Genomic DNA, 21,615 nt, shown 5'->3' on the forward strand with positions numbered 1-21,615 from the left:
TGTATACTTGGAATTAAAATCTCAGTAACGTATGCAGGCTTCGCATTTAAATATAGTTAGAAGAAAGCGAGGAGAAATTTGTTTCTCCTCGTTTTTTTATTCCCACTGTTTCTTATTTCAACAAATCCAATGTATGTAAAAGTAAACCTCTATCCCCAACTTCTCCATGACCAGGAACTACTGAATTGATAGTTCCATATCGCTTCAGCACATTCTCAATCGATGTAGACCATTCATTTACGTAAGCATCAGCAACGTTTCCTAAATCTTTCGCGGACGCAGATTTCACTAAACAGCCTCCAGCTAAAATGTTGTATTGCGGTAACCATACGACAATATTATCTTCTGTATGTCCTTTCCCTGGATAAAACGTTTCTACTTTCATATTTCCAAACTTCAAATTTGTAACGGTTTGTAAATCTCCAAGCGGTTTCTCATATCCATTTTTCTTTGCTAGTTCTGCAGTCAATACTGTACTATGCGCTTTAATGCCTCTTTCTTTCAATGTTTTTATTCCGCCAATTCGATCAGCGTGCGCATGTGTAATAATGACATCCGTTACCCGTTTCTTAAATTTCTTTTCTACCATCTCTATTAATTCCTTCGTTAACTTATCATCCCAAGAAGAATCAACAAGCACTAACCCTTTAGAAGTAATAAGAACTAGCCCGTTCGAAGGAACTGCTTCTCCGTTAAAATAACCTAACTCCGTATGAACCCATACATGCTTGTTTAACTGAGAAATTGAAATAGTTCCTGTCTCATTTTTTATTATTTTTTGCTCTAGCTTTTGTTCCGCTTTCACAGAAGAAACAGCACTAACAAATTGAGTTGTTCCTAGCAAACTAACACATACCCCTACTTTTAATAATGTATTCTTTTTCATTTTCTCCACCCTTTCTTTCAAACGAAATAGTTATTACCTATAATAGACAATTCACCTTAACAGTTTGTTCCATCTTTTCTTACATATTTTTCATCTCATTAATAAAAAGCGTACAAAATTTTGTACGCTTTTTAACTTTCCTTTTACCATTCACGTTTTTTATTAATCCTCATTTTTTCTTCAAATGCCTTCTCTAAATCAATTTCTAACTTGTTTGCTAAATCACATACATTCCAAATGACATCAAACATTTCTAAACCAATCTCTCTTTTCGAATCTTGTATTTTATCACGCTTTAATATAATTTCCGCTAATTCACCCAATTCCGCCATCGTATACATTGTACGCTCTTCAATGGTTGTATCTTGAAATCCTTTTTCTTTACTGAAATTTGATACATATCTCTGGAATTCTACAATATTCATACTTAATCCCCCTTCATGATAAATACTCCGTTTTTCTATTACACTTATATTTTGTTAAATTATAACATTCATACTATAATTTATTTATAACCCTTTAACGGAGGTGTTTTCAATGACTCTCTTCGCTTCCCCATCATTATTCATATTAGCAATCATTTCATTTGCATTAGCTTATTTCATCGGAGTAAAACAATACACTTGGCTCTTATCAGGATTCAACGAACGCCGTGTGCCAGATAAAGGTAAGTTATCACAAATAGTTGGTCTTTATAATTTAACTGCCGGTGTTATTGCCACAATTGGTAGTGTCTTCACTACTCCTAATGCCAAAATCTTATTTCCTATCATTATAATTGGACACGTTATAATAGCTGCCTATGTAAATACACGTATGGTTCAATAAAAAAAGACCATCCAATTGGATGATCTTTTTTATAATTTATCGACATATTGCTTCGCTTCTAATAATGAAAAACCAAAAGCCTCTCTTACTCTCTTAACTGCTGTAACTGTTTTTCCTTCTTCCATAAGCTGACGCAACTCTTTATTAATTTCAGGTTCTCTATCTATAATTCCCATTTCTTTCGAAATTAGCTGTAATCTATCTTCCATCCTCTTTAAACGTGCATCCGTTTTCTTTTCGATTCTATTTAATTTTTCAACGATATAAATAAACCCAAAGACCGCTATCGGTATGATCATCCAAAATTCCATGACTATTCCCCCTCATTAGCTTTCATTTGTTTTATTTCACCAACTTATGTAAATTTTACCATGAAACACATTTAATGTATAATAGTAATATACAACACTGTTGATAAAACCTTTTATTTTAAGGGGGCACTTTATGAAAAGATTTTTTAAGACGTTACTACAATTTGTAGTACTTTCAATTGCACTACATTTATTATTTGATATCGTTGGCTGGCTTGTTTTCAATGCGCCAATTCAAAACAAAGAAATGAGTATTTCCTCTATAACAGCTTTCTGGCTAATGTACATGTACCGAGACAAATTTTTTAAAACATTCACTTCGAATTAACTAAAAAAACTTCATCGATAAAAGATGAAGTTTTTTCTTTTTCTCTTATTCTCTCTATTTACTACTGTATAATAGAACTAACATTCTATCTTTTAGAAGGAAGGAGTCACTATGAACTTAAAAAGTAACAATATATATGAGAAAATGAGCCAATATTCCGTTGCAGGGTTAAGTCTTACCGTTATACGTGACGGCAAACTAGACGAAGCGATTGCTTTTGGAACACTTGAATCTGGAACAACTAGAACTGTCACTACGAATTCTATATTCAATTCTTGTTCAATTAGTAAATTCATTACTACAATGCTCATACTCACGTTATCAGATCAAGAAATCGTGCATTTAGACGAAGACGTAAATAATACACTCTCATCTTGGAACATACATACCAATCTATTTACCTCACAGAAAAAAGTTACGTTACGAAATTTATTAAGCCATCAATCTGGAATTATTGATCCTCCTAATAGTTTTGAACATTATACACTTGCACAAAGGCGACCAAAAATGGCTGAGCTACTTGCTGGTAAAACATCATATTGCTCCGTACCTATTGAAGTGACTTATAAGCCAGAAAGTGAATTTCACTACTCTGATGCAAACTTTTGTATTATTGAACTACTACTTGAAGATATAACAGGAAAATCATTCAACCTTTTACTTGAAGAATATATTTTTCAGCCACTCCAACTGAAAAATAGCATGCTATTCTCTACTAAAGATATAAATAAAATGGAGGCCTTTGCTTGTGGGCATAATAAAGATAGCACCGTTACAAATGAGAAGTATCCATTTTATCCATTCGCAGCCGCTTCAGGTATTTGGACAACACCAACAGACTTATCAACTTTAGTAATTGAAATCATTCATTCCTTACAAGGAAAGGGCAAACTAAAACTTTCTCAAAAATTAGTACAAGATATGATTTCTCCTCAAGGTTGCTCAAAATGGACTGGATTAGGTGTGTTTCTAGATGATTCGAATAAAGACTTACAAATGTATTCACTTGGATGGGGCGTTGGATTTCAATGTATGATGATATGCTATCCATACCGAGGTAATGGTGCTGTTATAATGACGAACGCTGACTTAGGCGTTCATCAAATGGAAGGGATTATTGGTGACGTGTTAAAAACGTTATCCTTTTAACGAAAAGAAAGAAGCTGTTCCTTCCAGCTTCTTTCTTTATATTACATTTTTCGCAACAATTTTTATATGTTCTGGTGCGATAATCTCCGTTATACTTTCTTGAAAATCTTCCTGCAACATTTCTTCAATATGTTCTAGCTGCACTTCAACATGTGTGCATTCTAAATTATGTATATTTAAAAGTGCATAATGATCTTTTTTCTTAATTACTAAATATTGATTTTCCTCTGTTACAAGTATAGAACCTAATCGTACTCCTAGTAGGCGTTGATCATCAAACTTCATAACAATCCCCCCTTCCTAAATATGTAATAAAATAACATTTTATGTAATCTATTCTTTATAAACTATATCATAATTTATTAAAATATAAATATCATATTTCTTTTTACTAAAAACCCCTATTCTTTTATATATTTCGATACAAAAAACTTTCTCAACATAAAATTAGAATTTTCAGTTTTTATTCTTATGAAAATCTATTATAATAAAGTTAATAAATGTTTGACCTCTCCTAATTCATGTACATATGGATGATCAGTAGTCGCTGCTACTGATCTATTTTTTTGATTTCAGAAAGTAAATATGATGCATCCTTTCCTACACCACAAATAAGTGCAGATCCTCTTTGAGATTGCCACGGCAAACCGATATAATATAATCCTCTCACGGGACTTATTCCCTTTACATGATTAGGAAATCCATTCTCATTCACTGCCTTTTCTAGTTCAATCCATTTATAGTTCTGAATAAAACCAGTTGACCATATAATGCTTTCTGCACTATACGTGCCACCATTTTGAAACATAATATTATTTTCTGATGCACTAACCACTTTTTCCTCTAGTTTAATTGCTCCATTACGAATAAGTTCTTTGCCTTCAAAACCAAAAATAGGATCCTTTCTCTTCTGAAACCATTTTCCCCTCTTAGTATTTACTTCGGCGTACAATAAACCCAATTTTTCTAACCAATAAAAAATGCTTTTTCTAAAAAGACGTAACGGTAAAAATGTTAAAGGATGACTGATAGACATTGTAACTTCATGAGTTTTTGCAAGTTCTACTGCAATTTGCATTCCTGAATTCCCGCCACCTACTACTAGTACATTCCCCTTAGGAATTTGTGATGGTGATTTATATTGTGATGAATGTATTTGAAAAACATGTGATAAAAGATGTTGTGAAAATGAGGGGATGTATGGTTGCTGAAAACCACCTGTTGCGATAACAACCTTTTTTGCTTGTAAAATTTCTGTAGGAGTATGTAATTTGAATATCTCTTTTTCTTTCTTTATTTTTAAAACTTCGGTTTGCAATTGGACCGGTAATTTAAAGTACCTTGCATATTCTTCTAAATACGTTGCCATTTCATCTTTACACGGAAATCCCTTTCCTTCTCCTTTTACTATCATACCTGGTAAACTACTATATTCCCTCGGTGTAAAGAGTTGCAAAGAATCATATCTGTTTCTCCATGAATCCCCAATTCGGTTTCCTGCCTCAAGTAATAAAAAATTATAACCTTCTTGCTTCAAGTAATATCCCATTGTTAATCCAGCTTGACCAGCTCCAACGATAATTGCATCTAACATTTTTTTCCTCCTTCCCAAAACGTATGAACATATACTCATTCGTTCATATGTTTTATGATACGATTTATTTATCAATAATTCAATTTGTTTAACAAAATGAAAAAGAGTAGTTCACTACTTTATGAACTACTCTTCATTCCATTCATTTAACACGTAATTACACTACTCAATTTAGGAAAACTTGTATATGAACCCCTTCCATTTCTACAATTTTTCCTCATAAAATATAATTCTATTTGAAAACGGATCAATCACAGTTAATTCCATCGTATCCCACGGTGTGCTCTCTATATCAGGTTTTGAATAAGCATAATCCTTACTTGATAAAATAGCATAATAACTTTTTAAATCCTCTATTTTCACCCGAATCGCACCGCCTGGCGAAGCATCCCCATGATGTTCTGATAAATGTATTACAGCATCATGTAACGAAATTTGCATATATAATGGCATATGTTCCTCATACCGATGTTCCCAATCCATTTTAAACCCTAAAAAATCTATGTAAAATAGCTTTGCTTTTTCAACATCAAAAATTCTAAATATAGGTGTAATCATTCTAATCTCCTCCTATTTATAAACATCTGCCGCCAATTCCCTCAAAACATCCAAGTTTACTACTTCAAAGCAACCATTGTTCTTTTTTATAATCTCTTTATCACAAAAAATATTTAATGTACGTAATAGGTGTCGATAACTCGTTCCTAACAATTCAGCTGTTTCCGTTAAATTCCCACTAAACACAATTCTATTTCCATGCTGCACCGCTCGTTCCCCTGCTGCTAACATGTAACTCGCAAGTCTATTTTCAAGTGGATATAGTAAATTAATTGTACTATTTTTTGAAAGTCGATTTAACTTATGTGCTAACGATCCGCAAATACATCGTAAAAATTTTGCATCATGAAATAATTGATTTCTCACTTTCCCTAAAGGCAAACCAACACAATATGAATCTGCCATCACTTGTACGTTTGAAGCTGTCTTTTGAGAATGAATTAACTCCACATCTCCTAACAGCTGCAAGCTATCATAAAAGCATAACAATACAGATTTCCCGTTACTTAATGTATTAAACGCTTTCGCTTTTCCTTCAACGAAGAAAAATAAATAATCTATCTCTTCATTCTCTCTACAAATAAACTCATTCTTTTTAAAAAATATTAGTTCCATATATGGTTTCATATCATTACTAAAAAAGGAGTCAATATTATTTTCTTTCATATAATTTGTTAATTTAATAGAATTACATATTTTCTTCATAGTTCCCCCGCCTTTACAACTACTCCCCATTGTAATCAAAATTTTCCCCTTCCACTATGACATATGTCATAGTAATTCACAATTTCAGCATGATACAGTCATTACAAATATGAAAATTAAAGGGGATATTACATTGTACAACTTTCTTTCTGTCTTTATTGGTGTGCTCATTGCCGTTATGCTTCCATTGAATGGGATTTTATCTGAATTAATTGGCAAGTATACAGCAAGCGTTGTCATTCACCTTGTCGGTTTAATTGCAGTTATTTTCGTTTTAATCATAAACAAAAATAAAATTTATTTTGATAAACGCATTCCACTTTTTTTATATAGCGCTGGAGCGATTGGGGTATTCACTGTCCTTTTTAATAATATAAGTTTCTCCGTCCTTGGTGCCTCTATTACGATCGCATTAAGTTTACTTGGTCAATCCATTGCTTCCATCGTTATTGATCATTTCGGCTTATTAGGAATGAAAGTTGCAAAGTTTGAAAAGAAAAAACTAATTGGATTATGTTTCATCTCTTCCGGAATTATAATCATGACAATTTATTAATGGGGGCAAGAAAATGTTATATATTACTATCGCTATTTTAGCTGGTGTTTCTATCGTTGTTGCTAGAATTATTAACGCAAATTTAGCAGCGAAAATCGGTAATTGGGAAGGTACGTTTTTTAATTATATTACTGGATTATTTTTCTCTATGTTATTTTTAATTTTCAGTTCAGATTCAATGTACATTCCTAGTCATACGTTGCAATCTATTCCTATCGCTGTTTACTTAGGCGGATTAGTAGGCGTTATCGTCATCTCGTTATCGAACTATATTACACCTAAAATATCAGCATTTTATTTAACGTTACTCATCTTTATCGGACAATTATTTGCGGGGACTATCATTGATTTCATCTTGTCACACGAACTCTCTATAGGAAAGGTTGTCGGTGGCATTTTCGTACTAATCGGACTCACTTACAATTTACTCGTAGATCGCCCTGTTAAAACTGTGCAGAATAACCAAGTTCAATTATAATACTTTATGCTTCCCTATCATATATTAATAGAAAAGCTCTTCATACGAAGTGATAGAGAGGAGAATATTCTATTAAGAAAATCATTTTACTGCTCGGTAGTGCATTGATTATTTTGGGTATCGTATGGTTTTTTAACTCTGGAAAATCTATTCAAGACTTCTATACAGCAAATAAGCCAAAGAAGAAAGCTACTATTATTTCAACTCAAAGAGATCCAAATGAGCCCCCTGTCTTTTTAGGAAAACAGGAAATAAAAGATATACATGTCGAGTCAATTAAAACAAAAAAGGATATGTTTCTCACAAAAACAGATGAATTAAAAACATTTATTAACAGTATGGATACCGCCCAAAAAGGAAAATTAACATTAGATGAAGAAGGATCAGATTTAATAGACTGTGATATGTGGATTACTTTCGAGGATGGAACTTATAAAAAATATTTTATATGGGTAGTTGACCATCACAGTAACGAAGTGATGATTGCTCAGCAAGATACTCCTGATGATGTAAACCTTACGTACTATCAATTAAATGAAGATAGTTCTAAAAAAGTTTATAACTTATTTAAAAAAATCATTTAAACGAAAAAGTCATGAGCGAATAAGCTCATGACTTTTTGTACTATATATATTCAGGGAACACTTTACATCCCTTTTCCTGTTCTATATCATGTCCAAAGAAAACAATCGGCTTCTTGTTCATCACAACTTCTTTTAAACGTTTAATTGAAGATAAGGCTAATTCCGAATCAAACCCCGCAAACGGCACTTCATCTTCAAAGTTTTCTTTCGTATAAGATGCATCAATCGTTAATAATACAGGACCGGATTTTTCTGTCTCAATTAATAGCGATTGATGCCCTGGAGTATGGCCTGGTGTATGCAATAATTGAACTCCTGGCACGACTTCATAATCACCTTCAATGATTTTGTAGTTTAAATTCGGCAATATACATTCTTTCAAATATTCTTCGCTATGCTGCGCCGCCTCATATTCAGCACGCTGTACAATGATTGGTGTATTTATAAAAGCGCCATTTCCTCCTGCATGATCAAAATGCAAGTGAGAACTAATAATATAAAGAAGGTCTTCCGGCTCATAACCAACCCGTTTTAAAATATTCACGATTCTATCTTCTTCAGTCATTTTCGGTAAAACCTGCCCTTCGACAAATGTACCGTTAAAAAGACCTTCATTATTAACTGCACTTTCTGGCATACCTGTATCTACTAAAATAGGTCCTTCTTCAGTCTCTAAAAGATAACACCAAACCGGTAAGTCTAATAATTCTCCTGATGTTAATGTACTATTAACAGACGAATGATCCAACATACAACGACCTGCTGGGACGAAATAAAGCTTCTTTACTGTCATTATGTATCCACCTTTAAATTTAGTTTTGAATAAAACAATACAGTAAAGAATTCCTCTTGCTAGAAATAAACTCCTTCTCACTTTTCATTGTTTCAGCTATTATTTTTGAGTCATTCACAAATTCTCCTTACACTATTAATTATTATTCGTTATTTTTCTAAGAATCCAGGGTAATAAATCCACTGTTTGTATTTTGAAATACGAAAAGGATACACACTTAAACGAAGGTTACATAAAAAAAACCGACTACCTATATGTTGAAAAAAGGAGTCGATTCTTTTTTATTTATTATTGCTCTTTATGTGCGACGAGCTGAGATTATAAAAGGTAATATGCTATTGGTTTTTCACTGTAATATTTCCGTTATGTGTGTTTAATTTAATTATATTTTCTCCCTTTCCAATAACCGTATTCCCGTTATATTTATTCAGGATATTCGCGCTGCCGTTGTCGACAGAAACATTAAATTGAACATTAGTTGGTTCTTTTTCGGTTTCAATATTAATTTTCCCATTATGAGTCATAAAATTGAGATTTCGATCCAGTTCATTCGTTTTAAGAGTAAGACTTCCATTTTTAGTTTGCCCCTCTATTTCACCTTCAACATGGTCTAACATTATTCGTCCGTTGTTCGATTTCACATGAATATTTTGTGCCAATACATCTTTGAAATCCATAATTCCATTGTTTGCTTCTGCGATAATTTTTGGCGAATTGATTTCTCTTAATTCAACATGTCCATTGCTTGTATTTATATTAAAATGTGTTGCGTTTAGTTTTTTAGCAGAAACGTAGCCATTATTATTGGAAACTTTTAATGAATCATATTGTTTTTCGGGTAGATACACATTTAATGTTAATGGAGCCAATACTTCAGAAATATTAAAGTTGAACCAGCTCTGTTGTTTTTCTTTATAAGAAATGAGAAGCGTTGAATCTTCCTCATCCGTAGCTAATGTTCTTTTTACGTTTGGATTAACCTCGCCATCTAATTTTACTTTCACGTTACTATCTTTTGTAGGATTGATATTAACACGAACGTTATTTGTATCAATAATGACGCTTGACACATTATTATTATTATTAACGACCTTTTCTTCTGAAATTGGTACTGCAGCAATTGAACGATAAGTGAATAAACTTCCGATAATACCAATAATGAAAATAATACCTGCAATGATTGAAAGACTCTTTTTATTTATCATGCTTTAAACCACCTTTTACTAATGCTATATTGAACTTTAAATAACGAACAAATCCATTCTTTGCTAGCTTCGTTAAAAATAACATAGCAATAACAATGAAATATCCAAGTCCACAAAGTGCTAAAGAAACAAAAAGATTAAATAGCAAGAATGTATTTGGATGTATAATCGTATCAACTAAAACAAGTAATGGTGCGCCTAAAAATGATATACCTAGAACCCATCCTGAAAAAATTAATACCGCTAATGTAATTGCAGGTCCAAGCACGATTAACAAATTAAAAAAACCTAATCCAATTACTGCCCAAATTGCCCGAAAAACATTTCCTGTTGTTGCACTTGCTGTTACTTTCTCAATATGATAATCTGCTAATAACTCTTTGGCGATTTGAGCTGGAGAGCCTAATGAAGTTGCGATTTCTTCTTCACTTTTCCCTTCCTCTAATCCGAAAGTAAAATGTTCTTCATAATCTTTTAAAATATCTGCACGCTCTTTATCAGATAACCTTTTTAGAGATACATTTAATTGTTGTAAAAATTTATCTTTCGTCATTACCTACACCTTCTTTAATTAATTGATTGACACCTTGTGAAAACTCATTCCATTCCTCCAAAAGTTGATACAAATACGTTCTACCTTTATCCGTCAGTGTATAATACTTTCTTGAAGGGCCTTCTGAAGACTCCTGTAAATACGTTGTAAAATATTCTTCCTTAGTTAGCCTTCGAAGAAGAGGATAAACAGACCCTTCTGATATTTCAATTCGATTGGAAATATTTCGAACTAATTCATATCCATAACGGTCTTGCTTATCCAGTAAGACAAGAACACAAAGTTCTAAAACTCCTTTTTTAAATTGTACATTCAATATTCATTCACCCTATTCTAATTGATATCCACTACCATTTATTATTTAGTACTGTTTTATAACTAATAACTACAAGTATAATATAACACTTGGTATTGTTCATTGCAAGGTACACTGGAAAAATAAGTATACCTCTCATCCGACGCTTATAAAATCAGAGTGATGGATGTTGCTCGCCAGTTACAAAGTTCTAAATGAAGTTGAAACAGCTCTTTTACAAAATGGAAAGAACTCAACTTTTTTACATAATGACGCTTTACCTACTATAATAAAAGAGTAAATGACTCTTATTTTAATGGAGGGAATACACATGAAAGCAATTGGTTTACATGAATACTTACCTATTGAAGAAGAAAATAGTTTAATTGATATCAAAGTTGAAAGGCCTGTTGCTACAGGAAGAGATATACTCGTTAAAATTAACGCTATTTCCGTTAATCCAGTTGATACAAAAGTTCGCTCTCCGAAAGATAAAAAAGAAGATATAGCGAAAATACTTGGCTGGGATGCTACTGGTGTTGTCGTGCAAACTGGCGAAGGTTGTACGTTATTTAAAGAAGGCGACGAAGTGTTTTACGCTGGAAGCATTACGAGACAAGGTACATATAGTGAATACCACTTAGTTGATGAAAGAATCGTTGGTAAAAAACCTAAAACGTTAAGTGATGCTGAATCTGCAGCACTTCCGTTAACAGCTATTACGGCTTGGGAAGGTTTATTTGAACGTTTAGGCATTGATTATAATAAGAAGGATACAAATACATTTAAAAACATTTTAATTATTGGCGGTGCTGGTGGTGTTGGCTCGATTGCAATTCAATTGGCAAAATGGGCTGGACTGAATGTAATCACAACTGCATCCCGCAATGAAACGATACATTGGGTTGAAAAATTTGGTGCCGATTATATTATTAATCATCACCAACCTTTACAAGATCAAATATTAGAGTTTGGGCTAAAAGATGTAGATTATATTTTCTGCTTAAACAATACAGATCAACATTGGCAAGCAATATGTGAGCTTATTAAACCACAAGGGAAAATTTGCTCTATCGTAGAAAATGAACATCCTCTTGAGATGGGGATTTTAAAAAGTAAAAGTGCTACATTCGTTTGGGAGTTTATGTTTACAAAAGCGATGTATGAAACTGGTGATATGATTACGCAGCACGAATTATTAAATAAAGTAAGTGAATTATTAGATGAAGGCATTTTAAAGACTACTCTAAATGAAACATTCACACCAATTAACGCTGAAAACATAAAGAAAGCACATGCACTACTTGAAAGCGGAAGTACAATTGGGAAAATCGTTTTAGAAAAGTTTTAATAACAAAAAGTCCGATTTCCAAATGAGAAATCGGACTTTTTACTATCTTTATTTACTTGAAATCTCTTGATCATTTGGAACATCTAACGGAGGTCGTTTCCCTATTCCGAAAACATAGAAACTAATTGTAACGATAGCTAAGAAAATAATCCCTACAACTAGTGAAATACGCGTATCATCGTTAAACCACATTCCGATTAATACCATAATTAAAAAGGCAATTGTTAAATAGTTTGTAACAGGAGCAAATGGCATTTTGAACGGATGATCTTTCATCTCTGCCCCTTTTTCTTTTCTAAAGTTAATTTGACTAATTAAAATGACGAACCATGGTACCATACCAGGAAGTACGCTCGCACTATATACATATACGAATAAGTTTTTCGGAGCAATATAACTTAATACAACACCAACCGCTAAACCGATAAGTACGCCAACTGTACCGAATAAAGGTACACCATTTCCAGAAAGTTTCGTGAAATATTTCGGTGCTTGTCCATTTACACCTAACGTGTAAAGCATACGTCCTGCACTATAAATACCACTATTACAACCAGACATCGCCGCTGTAATAACAACGAAGTTAATAAGTCCTGCAGCAGCCGTAATACCAACCTTCGCAAAAGTTGCTACGAATGGGCTACCAATTGTACTTAATTGATCCCACGGATACACAGTTACAATAACGAAAATAGCACCAATATAGAAAATTAAAATACGCCAAATTGTACTTTGAATCGCTTTTGTAAGTGTCTTCTTCGGATCCTTCGCTTCACCAGCAGTAATACCGATTAATTCCACACCTTGGTATGCACCAACTACAAGTGATAATGCAAAGAAGAATCCTGAAAAACCACCTGTAAAGAAACCGCCATTTGACCAAAGATTTGATATACCAATCGCTTCTCCGCCGTTACCAATTCCAAAGAAAATAAGTCCAAATCCCGCAATAATCATTAATAGAATCGTAACAATTTTAATCATCGCAAACCAAAATTCAAATTCACCAAATGACTTAACAGAAATTAAGTTAGCTGCGCCAAGAATAACCATTGCGATTACACCTGGTATCCAAGCTGGTAAGTCAGGGAACCAATATTTCATATATGCTCCAACAGCAATAATTTCTGACATCCCAACGATAACCCACTGGAACCAGTTACTCCACGCTGTCATATAGCCAGCTAGCGGATGAATATACTTATGACCGAACGTCGCAAATGAACCTGTACTCGGCTCCATATACAACATTTCACCCATCGCACGCATAATGAAGAAAATAAAAATACCTGCAATTGCATACGCAAGCATTACTGACGGACCTGTCCATTTAATCGTGCTGGCCGACCCCATAAACAAACCAACACCAATCGTTCCGCCTAAAGCGATCATTTGAATATGACGTGCTTCTAAGCCCCTTTTCAATTCCTTGTTTGCCACTTCATTTCCCCCTCTTAGATGATTCATAGCCGCATTTTAATACAAGATGCTTTCCCCTAATTCCTTTCGGCCCTGAAAATGATGAAGCAAACGTCATTTTAGACTAACTTTAAAGCTATCCTAAAATCGTTTTTTGCTTCTTATAAAATTCTCAAAACCTTTCATCTTCCAATATTCTTTAAATCTTAAAATTACTTACCTTATATTAATTCATTAATCTGAAAAATTCAATTATTTTTTCAATAAATTAATATGCATGATTACGTTTAATTTTTAACTGAATTAACAATAAAATACATCTATTCAATATGATTCCGGCATGAATATTATTACAATATAAATAACCGAGGAGAGTATTCCTTCCTCAGTTTCACATCTCATGTACTTCAATCTTTATAATAGTTAACGTAATTCCCCACACGTCCGATTCATATACCAATCAGAAATTTAATATATTAATAAACTACTAAGTTCTTTAGTCCAGCCCAATTTTGAGGTAGGAATCTTACTGCCTCAAAACAGCAGGATAAAATATAAAAGGGGCTCATTTTTAATGAGCCCCTTTTATATTTAAATCATTTTTGAAGTTCGTTTACCTAAAATCAACACTTTAGTAAACACCATCATGATAACTACAATAGCCAAAAAATAAAGTGGCATCACCAGTAACGAGCCCGTATGAAGTTGACTCATTCCCCAAACTGTCATCGTCACAATTACATAGTACCCTAAGCTAAACAACGCTCCGGCTGTACCAATGACATCTTGAAAATCTACTAATGCTAAACTTAAACAGTTAGGTAACGCTATCCCAATTCCTAATAGCAATATAAACATCGCTATTAAAAATAAAATCATATATATTACATTCGGATTTGATCCAACAAACGTAATAACAGATAAAAGAATAGCTCCCCCTGTCATTACAAGACAACCAATATATATAATTTTCTCTGGTTTATACGTGGCAAGCAATCGTTTCGAAACTTTCGCTCCAATAATAGAAGCGGAAGCAACAACAATTCCTAGAAGTCCATACATACTAGGCGATAATTGAAAGTATTCAATAAAGATAAACGGTGCTTCTGCATAATAACTAAATAAAACACCATTCGCTCCTCCAATTAATACCCCATATGTTACTACTTTAGGATTTGTAATCAATCGTTTTAAAACAGAAAACACATTTATTTTATTCGTTACTGAGTCCGTTTTTGTTTCCGGAAGGGAAACAAACGTATACAGCAAAATTCCGACACTCATAACTACTAAACTTAAAAATACGATTTTAAATCCAAACATTTGATCAAGAAAACCACCAATTAACGGCCCTATCGCTGGTGTAAAAGCAATGACTGCCGAGATTTGAGCAAACATAACATGCCTCTTATGCCCTTCTACACTTTCACGTAAAATCGTTTGTGTAACAACAGAGCCAGCACTTGCTCCAAACGCTTGAATAAAACGACTTAGCAATAAAACTTCAATGGAATTTGCAATAAAGCATAAGAAACTCCCAACGCCATATACGACAATTCCAAATAACATTGCCGGGCGACGGCCAATTATATCTGATAACCATCCAATAAAAAATACACCTAAAGCAAATCCAGCAAAATACACACTAAGTGTTAACTGTACCTCATTATTACTTACATGTAACGCCTTTGAAATATCAGGTAAAGACGGTGTGTAAATCGTTTCACTAATTTGCGGAAATGCGACAAGAATGATCATTAACAAAAGTGATGGTACTGAGACTTTTTTCATTTTTCATACCCTCCTATAACTTTGAAAATCTCAGAAATAAAAAGACTTTCCTTAGCTACGGAACAGGAGGGGCCATTATAGAAATTCGATCATAAAACAACAAAGAAAACACCTCAATTACGTATGTTAATACTTATAGGAGGGTAATATTAACATTAATTTTAATATATACTTTTTCAATTATATTACATATTGCGTTTCTTTTTCTAGTGTTGAGCCTTGGAATCTTTGTTAAAAAGATAACTTGAAGCTACCACCTTTTTATGGAATAATTAGAAATAGTTTGAATTAACAGTTCTAATTATAAAGCGATAGACTAGCATTTTTAGTGTCGTAAAGCTTGCAAACAGGAGGCCTTTCGTAATGATTGAAATTTTAAAGACAATAGTAAATTTCCTAATTTCTCTATTCTCAGGAGAATTACCAATTGTCTATTATGTGTGGATTATCGCTCTTTTTATCATGCAAATAATCCAGGCTACACTAAGCTATAAGCTCTTTAAAAAGAAAGTCAATTTTAGCACTTATATGTCAACAGAGTTACTCGCTTTTATCATTCTATTATTTGGTGGTATGTTAATATCTAAGTTACTTGCCTACATAATAGACGATCCTACTATTAGTATGACAAATGTAACACATTATTTTATTTCCCTTATCATACTAACTATATTTGTCTCTATTGGCTTTATTAAAGACTTTTTACAATCATCTATTAGTAATAAAAATGTAGCTCTTTTTACCATTTTAGTAGTGTCCTTACTAGCTAGTATACTTTCATTCAAGTTTTTATCACCTTTCATTGCAGGTTCTTTTTCTCTTTCTAAATCTTTTATAGCCACTTTAATTATTGTAGTACTCGGATTCATTGCTCTATTAATTTCTTTAGAGGAAAAGTATGCAGATGAAGAGTAATTCTTGCATTTATAGTTTGAAATTGAGTGTCTATTCTTTTTAGCCGTGTAACTAAAAAAATAACAGTCATTGAATCGAAATTTAAGCAGAAATGAGGAAATACAATTGAGCATTGAACAACAATTATATGATACAGTGAAAAGTTTAATTGACCAAAGATACCCACACGGTTGGGGCGGAGCTGCAGCAATTCGTGTAGAAGATGGATCCATTTATACAAGTGTGGCCCCTGACGTAATAAACGCTTCAACAGAACTTTGTATGGAAACAGGTGCAATTTTAGAAGCACATAAATTTCATAAGAAAGTTACACATTCTATTTGTCTTGCAAGGGAAAATGAGCATTCTGAATTAAAAGTGTTATCACCTTGTGGTGTATGCCAAGAACGTTTATTTTATTGGGGACCAGAAGTACTATGCGCCATTACAAATCCTAAACAAGATATTGTTTTCAAACCGTTAAAAGAATTACAGCCATATCATTGGAGCAAAGCATATCATGATGAATTCGTGAAAGAATGGAGTACGAGATAACGTGATAACTGTTCACTAAAAAGCACCGTCACAAATGACGGTGCTTTTTCTATGTAAGAGCTACTAGAAGGTTCCCTTCTAGCCTACTCCCATTTATAAGTCCAAAATTGTTCAAGTTGCAGCCATTTTAATGTTGCTGCATCTTTGTTTTTAATTTTTGCGTGTGTTTCTTCTAGCATCGCTTCTGTTTGGGAACGATGCGCGCCTAGTGCAGCTAGCTTATGCTCGAATACTTCACTAATATTATTTACAACATCCGGCTCACCTAATACAGCTTCGCGATTTCTCGTAATCGCAACTGCATGAATAACTGGACGTTCTTCTTTTGACATACGTGATACAGCGCGAACAACTGCGCGGCCAAATGCATCATGATCTGGATGTACGCCGTGCTCTGGATAAAATGTAATAATTCGAGACGGATTTACTTCTTGAATGATTGCTTCAATTTTATCTGCAACGAAATCAACATCTTCAAATTCTAATGTTTTATCATGGAAACCAAGCATTCTTAAATCTTGAATCCCCATCGCTTCACATGCATCTTTTAATTCTTTTTCACGGATATTTGGAATCGTTTCACGGTTAGCGAATACGTTTTTCCCCATGTTACGTCCCATTTGTCCTAAAGTACCACATGCATACGTTACAGGTACTCCTTGATCTGTTAATAAGCGAATTGTTCCTCCCGCCGCAAATGCTTCGTCATCTGGATGCGGAAATACAACAAGTACATGTCTCTCCATAAGTTTCCCTCCTTCTTACTTAAATGGCGTTAAGCTTAACTCAAGTGCAACTGCTAAGCGGCCTTGGTTATCATGCCCTGCAAGTAATAAACGCTCTTTATCGTCTACTTCCCAGTGCGTAATACCTTCTGCATATACCCAGCCATGATCCATTTTTAAACCAACTCGGTATGGATTTGTTCCAGTAATCTTCCCACGTTCAAAGCGAATAATTGCATTTCGAATGAATGCTCCAACTGTCATCATCTTTTCGTTAAAGTGTGATGCATACGCTCCGTTCGTTGTTTCTAAATGAATATATACATCTTTATTTACAAAACGTTCAATTTCATTTTGAATAAGAGAACTATCTTTTACTATTTCCATCGGAATTCACCTCTTTAAACCATTTTACGCAAAAATAATGTAAATTGCTATCTCTATATTAGAGGACAGCGCCCACTTTTCCTAATAATTTGCACTGTGTTTCTTTATTTTTTTATATCATATGTAAAATCATCATTTTTTCCTTCACTTTGTTAAATAGTTTTCTTTCTTTTTTGAATTTGCTACAATATATTTTATCCCGTATTTATGCAGCGAGATATATTTTGACAATTGAATACATACTTTAAAGAAGGTGACATGATTGGAACAATCAGCACATGAAGTAGCAAATTGGCAATATTATTTTGCAATTGCCGTATTTTTAATCACGTACGGATTTATTATTTCTGAGAAATTGAATCGTGCTGTAATCGCACTATTCGGCGCTGCTATTATGATTATTTTTGGCGTTGTAGATTTACATACTGCTTTCACATCACATATTCAATGGGAAACGATTACCCTTTTAATTGGGATGATGATTCTCGTACATATTACGAGTCAATCAGGCGTATTTGAATTTGTAGCCATTAAAGCGGCAAAAGCAGCTGGCGGAAAACCAATCCGCATTTTATTATTACTATCCCTATTAACTGCTGTCGGTTCTGCCTTTCTGGACAACGTAACGACCGTTTTACTAATCGTACCTGTTACACTATCCATTACACGTATTTTAAAAGTAAACCCTGTTCCTTATTTGATTTCAGAAGTGCTATTTTCAAATATAGGCGGAACAGCAACATTAATCGGTGATCCACCTAATATTATGATTGGATCAGCAAATAAACATTTAGATTTTAATGCCTTTTTACTAAACTTAGCTCCAATCGTAATTATTATTTCTATCGTTACACTTGGCATTATTTACTTCATGTATCGTAACAAACTAAAAACAACAACTGAGCAAATTAAAATATTAATGGCATTGAACGAAAAAGATTATATTAAAGATCAAAGCCTCCTTTTAAAATCCATTTCAATTTTAGGACTAACTATTTTAGGCTTTGTACTTCATTCGATTATTCATGTAGACGCTGCCGTTATCGCGATGACAGGCGCTACAATTCTTATGCTAATTGGAGTAAAAGAACACGATATTGAAGATGTATTTGCCCACGTTGAATGGGTAACTATTTTCTTCTTCGCTGGACTATTCGTTCTCGTTGGCGGGTTAATTGATATCGGGCTTATTTCTTCACTCGCAAAAGAAGTACTCGACGTAACAAATGGCGATATCGGTTTCGCTGCGGTACTTATTTTATGGGTATCAGGCATCGCATCTGCGACAATTGATAATATCCCCTTTGTCGCAACGATGATTCCGCTTATTCAAGATTTAGCTACAGGACTCGGACTATCTGTAGACTCTCCACAAATCGAAGTACTATGGTGGGCGTTATCACTTGGAGCTTGCTTAGGCGGAAACGGAACATTAATCGGAGCATCCGCAAACGTAGTCGTTGCTGGTATTGCAAAACGTGAAGGACATGGATTCTCGTATATGGACTTCTTAAAAATTGGTTTACCGTTAACAATTATTGCGCTATTGTTATCACACGCTTATATATATTTACGTTATTTAATGTAAAAGTTGTAGTGCGTAAAATTATATCGTCAAATACAAAAGGTTTGCAGCACTATGCTGCAAACCTTTTTTTATCACCAAAATATACCTATAATTGCTAATCCACCTAATATCATACCACCAATTTGTCCAACGATTGCTGGTGATAATTGAACACCTTTTCTTACTTCAACAACCGGTCTTTCGTGCCTTAGTTGCTGCACTTCACTTTGCAGTTGATGTACACTTCCGTGTAATTCTTTAATTAGTTCCTTTAATTCAGCGACTTCTTCATTTACTGGTTTTGCTTTTTCTAAATTCATTTTTCATGACTCCTTATAAGTTCAATCAGTACATTGTAAAAATTCGCCAATTATCATTATATCTCCTGCATACTACATATATAATTTTGAATGTACTTTCTAACCTTGCAGCTCAATCCATTCATCCCGCAATATCCCCATAATGATACGATCAAAACACTTCCCATCTCTTTGAACCGCTTCTCTCATACAGCCTTCCATCTGAAAACCCATCTTTTTATACAACTCAATAGCAGCTTTATTATAAGAAATAACATCAAGACCGACGCGGTGTAAATTCAATTCATAAAAAGCATATTTTAAGATAAGATAGATCGCTTCTCTTCCATATCCCTTCCCCCTATCATTCGCATCTCCTATACCAATTGCTAATAAACCCGTTCTGTTATTCCACTCTATACCATGAATTGCAACAAAACCAATTAAGCGATCATCTTGAACTGTCCTTACCATGAAAGAAACACTATTCGATCTTCGCCCCTTTAATAGACCATCACTTGCTATTTGTTGTATCGATTGCGGGAATGCTACATCTGTATCTACATTCCTTAAATACTCACTATCTTCTTGCCACATAGCCATTACTGCAGCATCAGCTTCTCTCATAGCTGATAATTTAATTGATTTATTTTGAAAAAGATTCATTGTCATTTCAAACTCCCCCTTTATTAAGTAACGGGGATAATTATTCTAGCCTATTTATCCCCTTGTTCTATAAACTGATTTATACACGGGATACTTACAATAAGCGCTGACATTGGCACATCTCCTCTACATTAAATTACATTCATTGTATAATTTTTCATTTATTCTAACAATAAAAAAAGACCCTCAAAATTTAGAGGATCTTCCTAACGACGAATCGATATTATTTCGTAAACATTTTCTCCGCTTCATCCATTGCCATTTTGTTACCTAAAGCAGAATAGTCAAGCCATGGTTGGTCATTAATAATGTATATGTGCTTATCTTTAACAGCTTTTAAGTCTTTCCAAATTGGTGTTTCTTGAAGTTGTTTAAATGCAGCTTTTGCCTTATCATCTCTATTTACAACAACGAAAATAGCATCTGCATCAAAGTCAGGTAATACTTCTTGTGAAATAATTTCGAAAGGACGGTTTCCATCAATTTTCTCTACACCGTTTGCAGGTTGTAATCCTAAGTCTTGGAATAAAATTGGTCCCATCGGTCTTTTCGTACTAAATACACGTAATTCTTTTGCAGTAACACGAATTGCCATTACTTTTTCGTTATTACCTAATTCTTTATCTATTAAACTTTTTACTCGTTTTGATTGCTCTTCGTAATCTTGAATATATGTATCCGCTTCTTTCTCACGGTTTACAAGTTTACCAACTTGTTTTAACTGATCTCTCCACGTACCTTCATCTAAATTGAAAGAATGTGTTTTTGCAATTTTTTCGTATTTCGCTAAATCTTTTCCCGCGTATTTTTCATCCACATAAATGTCAGTTGGCTTCAATTGAAGTAATGCTTCCATATTCGGATCCGTTACAACACCAAGTTTCTTCGTATCTTTCAACTGCTCTTTTGCATGTGGTAAGAAATCTTTTAAATCTCCACCAATAACAGAGCCTACAGGTGTAATTCCTAATGCCAGTAAATTATTCGTTAAGTGAATGGACATAGAAGCGATTTTCGGATTATTACTTTTTTCAGTTTTTTTCGTTGCCTCTTCATTAGATTTCGTTTGACCACATGCTGCTAATACTAAAATACACATCATGCTAAATAAAATAGTAAGTTTCTTTTTCATATGTTC

28 protein-coding genes are annotated in these 21,615 nt (G+C 33.6%); 10 read left to right on the forward strand and 18 right to left on the reverse strand.

The window, feature by feature from the left end; all coding sequences use genetic code 11:
- Nucleotides 1-112: 112 nt before the first annotated feature.
- On the reverse strand, nucleotides 113-886 hold the full coding sequence (gene bla2 / locus GFJ36_RS18005) for a BcII family subclass B1 metallo-beta-lactamase (RefSeq protein WP_087984095.1): 774 nt from the start codon (nucleotides 884-886) through the stop codon (nucleotides 113-115).
- 143 nt (nucleotides 887-1,029) lie between these two features.
- Nucleotides 1,030-1,311, reverse strand: a complete 282-nt coding sequence (locus GFJ36_RS18010) for a MazG nucleotide pyrophosphohydrolase domain-containing protein (RefSeq protein WP_087984094.1) — start codon at nucleotides 1,309-1,311, stop codon at nucleotides 1,030-1,032.
- Nucleotides 1,312-1,423: 112 nt separating this feature from the next.
- Between GFJ36_RS18010 and GFJ36_RS18015 the strand changes: the two genes are divergently transcribed.
- Complete coding sequence (locus GFJ36_RS18015; RefSeq protein WP_087984093.1) at nucleotides 1,424-1,714, forward strand: DUF3784 domain-containing protein; 291 nt, start codon at nucleotides 1,424-1,426, stop codon at nucleotides 1,712-1,714.
- A 29-nt stretch (nucleotides 1,715-1,743) separates the two neighbouring features.
- On the opposite strand, the gene GFJ36_RS18020 is transcribed toward GFJ36_RS18015, so the two are convergent.
- On the reverse strand, nucleotides 1,744-2,025 hold the full coding sequence (locus tag GFJ36_RS18020; protein WP_087984092.1) for a hypothetical protein: 282 nt from the start codon (nucleotides 2,023-2,025) through the stop codon (nucleotides 1,744-1,746).
- A 133-nt stretch (nucleotides 2,026-2,158) separates the two neighbouring features.
- On the opposite strand from GFJ36_RS18020, the gene GFJ36_RS18025 reads away from it, so the two are divergent.
- Nucleotides 2,159-2,353, forward strand: a complete 195-nt coding sequence (locus GFJ36_RS18025; protein WP_098230494.1) for a hypothetical protein — start codon at nucleotides 2,159-2,161, stop codon at nucleotides 2,351-2,353.
- Between the two features lie 111 nt (nucleotides 2,354-2,464).
- Nucleotides 2,465-3,502, forward strand: a complete 1,038-nt coding sequence (locus GFJ36_RS18030; RefSeq protein ID WP_098230495.1) for a serine hydrolase domain-containing protein — start codon at nucleotides 2,465-2,467, stop codon at nucleotides 3,500-3,502.
- Between the two features lie 36 nt (nucleotides 3,503-3,538).
- Here GFJ36_RS18030 and GFJ36_RS18035 read toward each other — a convergent pair whose 3' ends face one another.
- The 4 genes from GFJ36_RS18035 to yeiL all read right to left on the reverse strand — a co-directional run bounded on the left by GFJ36_RS18035 (nucleotide 3,539) and on the right by yeiL (nucleotide 6,359).
- On the reverse strand, nucleotides 3,539-3,787 hold the full coding sequence (locus tag GFJ36_RS18035) for a hypothetical protein (protein WP_000666938.1): 249 nt from the start codon (nucleotides 3,785-3,787) through the stop codon (nucleotides 3,539-3,541).
- Between the two features lie 265 nt (nucleotides 3,788-4,052).
- Entirely contained in the window at nucleotides 4,053-5,096 is a 1,044-nt protein-coding gene (locus GFJ36_RS18040) for a flavin-containing monooxygenase (RefSeq protein ID WP_098230496.1), read from the reverse strand.
- A 204-nt stretch (nucleotides 5,097-5,300) separates the two neighbouring features.
- Nucleotides 5,301-5,654 carry a glyoxalase superfamily protein gene (locus tag GFJ36_RS18045; RefSeq protein WP_088609571.1) on the reverse strand — a complete coding sequence of 118 codons (354 nt, stop codon included), beginning with the start codon at nucleotides 5,652-5,654 and terminating at the stop codon, nucleotides 5,301-5,303.
- A gap of 12 nt (nucleotides 5,655-5,666) precedes the next feature.
- The gene (gene yeiL, locus GFJ36_RS18050; RefSeq protein ID WP_016118364.1) at nucleotides 5,667-6,359 is read right to left on the reverse strand and encodes a transcriptional regulator YeiL; all 693 of its coding nucleotides are present in this window, start codon (nucleotides 6,357-6,359) and stop codon (nucleotides 5,667-5,669) included.
- A gap of 109 nt (nucleotides 6,360-6,468) precedes the next feature.
- Between yeiL and GFJ36_RS18055 the strand changes: the two genes are divergently transcribed.
- The 3 genes from GFJ36_RS18055 (at nucleotide 6,469) to GFJ36_RS18065 (ending at nucleotide 7,977) form a co-directional block, all read left to right on the forward strand.
- Entirely contained in the window at nucleotides 6,469-6,915 is a 447-nt protein-coding gene (locus GFJ36_RS18055; RefSeq protein WP_142314821.1) for a DMT family transporter, read from the forward strand.
- A gap of 13 nt (nucleotides 6,916-6,928) precedes the next feature.
- Nucleotides 6,929-7,393: a DMT family transporter gene (locus GFJ36_RS18060; protein ID WP_000965807.1), complete on the forward strand. Its 465-nt coding sequence runs from the start codon at nucleotides 6,929-6,931 to the stop codon at nucleotides 7,391-7,393.
- 89 nt (nucleotides 7,394-7,482) lie between these two features.
- On the forward strand, nucleotides 7,483-7,977 hold the full coding sequence (locus GFJ36_RS18065) for a hypothetical protein (RefSeq protein ID WP_142314822.1): 495 nt from the start codon (nucleotides 7,483-7,485) through the stop codon (nucleotides 7,975-7,977).
- A gap of 40 nt (nucleotides 7,978-8,017) precedes the next feature.
- Here GFJ36_RS18065 and aiiA read toward each other — a convergent pair whose 3' ends face one another.
- The 4 genes from aiiA to GFJ36_RS18085 all read right to left on the reverse strand — a co-directional run bounded on the left by aiiA (nucleotide 8,018) and on the right by GFJ36_RS18085 (nucleotide 10,844).
- Nucleotides 8,018-8,770, reverse strand: coding sequence for a quorum-quenching N-acyl homoserine lactonase AiiA (aiiA, locus tag GFJ36_RS18070; protein ID WP_098230499.1), 753 nt, complete (start codon nucleotides 8,768-8,770; stop codon nucleotides 8,018-8,020).
- 335 nt (nucleotides 8,771-9,105) lie between these two features.
- Nucleotides 9,106-9,975, reverse strand: coding sequence for a DUF4097 family beta strand repeat-containing protein (locus GFJ36_RS18075; RefSeq protein WP_098230500.1), 870 nt, complete (start codon nucleotides 9,973-9,975; stop codon nucleotides 9,106-9,108).
- Nucleotides 9,965-10,528, reverse strand: a complete 564-nt coding sequence (locus GFJ36_RS18080) for an HAAS signaling domain-containing protein (RefSeq protein WP_098230501.1) — start codon at nucleotides 10,526-10,528, stop codon at nucleotides 9,965-9,967. Before GFJ36_RS18080 ends, GFJ36_RS18075 begins: the two co-directional genes overlap by 11 nt.
- Nucleotides 10,515-10,844, reverse strand: coding sequence for a PadR family transcriptional regulator (locus GFJ36_RS18085; RefSeq protein ID WP_001102638.1), 330 nt, complete (start codon nucleotides 10,842-10,844; stop codon nucleotides 10,515-10,517). The genes GFJ36_RS18080 and GFJ36_RS18085 overlap by 14 nt, the downstream gene beginning before the upstream one ends.
- Before the next feature lie 310 nt (nucleotides 10,845-11,154).
- Between GFJ36_RS18085 and GFJ36_RS18090 the strand changes: the two genes are divergently transcribed.
- Nucleotides 11,155-12,174, forward strand: coding sequence for a zinc-binding alcohol dehydrogenase family protein (locus GFJ36_RS18090; protein ID WP_098230502.1), 1,020 nt, complete (start codon nucleotides 11,155-11,157; stop codon nucleotides 12,172-12,174).
- 48 nt (nucleotides 12,175-12,222) lie between these two features.
- Here GFJ36_RS18090 and GFJ36_RS18095 read toward each other — a convergent pair whose 3' ends face one another.
- Nucleotides 12,223-13,614, reverse strand: coding sequence for an amino acid permease (locus GFJ36_RS18095; RefSeq protein WP_142314823.1), 1,392 nt, complete (start codon nucleotides 13,612-13,614; stop codon nucleotides 12,223-12,225).
- Between the two features lie 570 nt (nucleotides 13,615-14,184).
- Complete coding sequence (locus GFJ36_RS18100) at nucleotides 14,185-15,384, reverse strand: multidrug effflux MFS transporter (protein ID WP_098230504.1); 1,200 nt, start codon at nucleotides 15,382-15,384, stop codon at nucleotides 14,185-14,187.
- Nucleotides 15,385-15,747: 363 nt separating this feature from the next.
- Between GFJ36_RS18100 and GFJ36_RS18105 the strand changes: the two genes are divergently transcribed.
- On the forward strand, nucleotides 15,748-16,299 hold the full coding sequence (locus GFJ36_RS18105) for a DUF5823 family protein (protein ID WP_098230505.1): 552 nt from the start codon (nucleotides 15,748-15,750) through the stop codon (nucleotides 16,297-16,299).
- Between the two features lie 105 nt (nucleotides 16,300-16,404).
- Nucleotides 16,405-16,833 (forward strand): cytidine deaminase, encoded by a 429-nt coding sequence (locus tag GFJ36_RS18110; protein WP_098230506.1) that lies wholly within the window; start codon nucleotides 16,405-16,407, stop codon nucleotides 16,831-16,833.
- 83 nt (nucleotides 16,834-16,916) lie between these two features.
- On the opposite strand, the gene bshB2 is transcribed toward GFJ36_RS18110, so the two are convergent.
- Both bshB2 and GFJ36_RS18120 read right to left on the reverse strand, forming a co-directional pair.
- Nucleotides 16,917-17,579 (reverse strand): bacillithiol biosynthesis deacetylase BshB2, encoded by a 663-nt coding sequence (gene bshB2 / locus GFJ36_RS18115; RefSeq protein ID WP_046957847.1) that lies wholly within the window; start codon nucleotides 17,577-17,579, stop codon nucleotides 16,917-16,919.
- A 15-nt stretch (nucleotides 17,580-17,594) separates the two neighbouring features.
- Nucleotides 17,595-17,945 carry a YojF family protein gene (locus tag GFJ36_RS18120; protein WP_000407039.1) on the reverse strand — a complete coding sequence of 117 codons (351 nt, stop codon included), beginning with the start codon at nucleotides 17,943-17,945 and terminating at the stop codon, nucleotides 17,595-17,597.
- Nucleotides 17,946-18,207: 262 nt separating this feature from the next.
- Here GFJ36_RS18120 and GFJ36_RS18125 point away from each other — a divergent pair, with 262 nt between their 5' ends.
- Nucleotides 18,208-19,533: an ArsB/NhaD family transporter gene (locus GFJ36_RS18125; protein WP_098146448.1), complete on the forward strand. Its 1,326-nt coding sequence runs from the start codon at nucleotides 18,208-18,210 to the stop codon at nucleotides 19,531-19,533.
- Between the two features lie 71 nt (nucleotides 19,534-19,604).
- On the opposite strand, the gene GFJ36_RS18130 is transcribed toward GFJ36_RS18125, so the two are convergent.
- The 3 genes from GFJ36_RS18130 to GFJ36_RS18140 all read right to left on the reverse strand — a co-directional run bounded on the left by GFJ36_RS18130 (nucleotide 19,605) and on the right by GFJ36_RS18140 (nucleotide 21,609).
- On the reverse strand, nucleotides 19,605-19,832 hold the full coding sequence (locus tag GFJ36_RS18130; protein ID WP_001047302.1) for a coiled-coil domain-containing protein: 228 nt from the start codon (nucleotides 19,830-19,832) through the stop codon (nucleotides 19,605-19,607).
- Between the two features lie 99 nt (nucleotides 19,833-19,931).
- Nucleotides 19,932-20,483, reverse strand: a complete 552-nt coding sequence (locus GFJ36_RS18135; RefSeq protein WP_087984077.1) for a GNAT family N-acetyltransferase — start codon at nucleotides 20,481-20,483, stop codon at nucleotides 19,932-19,934.
- A 217-nt stretch (nucleotides 20,484-20,700) separates the two neighbouring features.
- A complete protein-coding gene (locus GFJ36_RS18140) occupies nucleotides 20,701-21,609 on the reverse strand; it encodes an iron-hydroxamate ABC transporter substrate-binding protein (protein ID WP_098230507.1) in 909 nt (302 codons plus the stop codon).
- Between the last annotated feature and the right edge of the window lie 6 nt (nucleotides 21,610-21,615).

The organism is Bacillus sp. EE-W1 (genome assembly GCF_009760835.1).
GTDB lineage: Bacteria > Bacillota > Bacilli > Bacillales > Bacillaceae_G > Bacillus_A > Bacillus_A wiedmannii.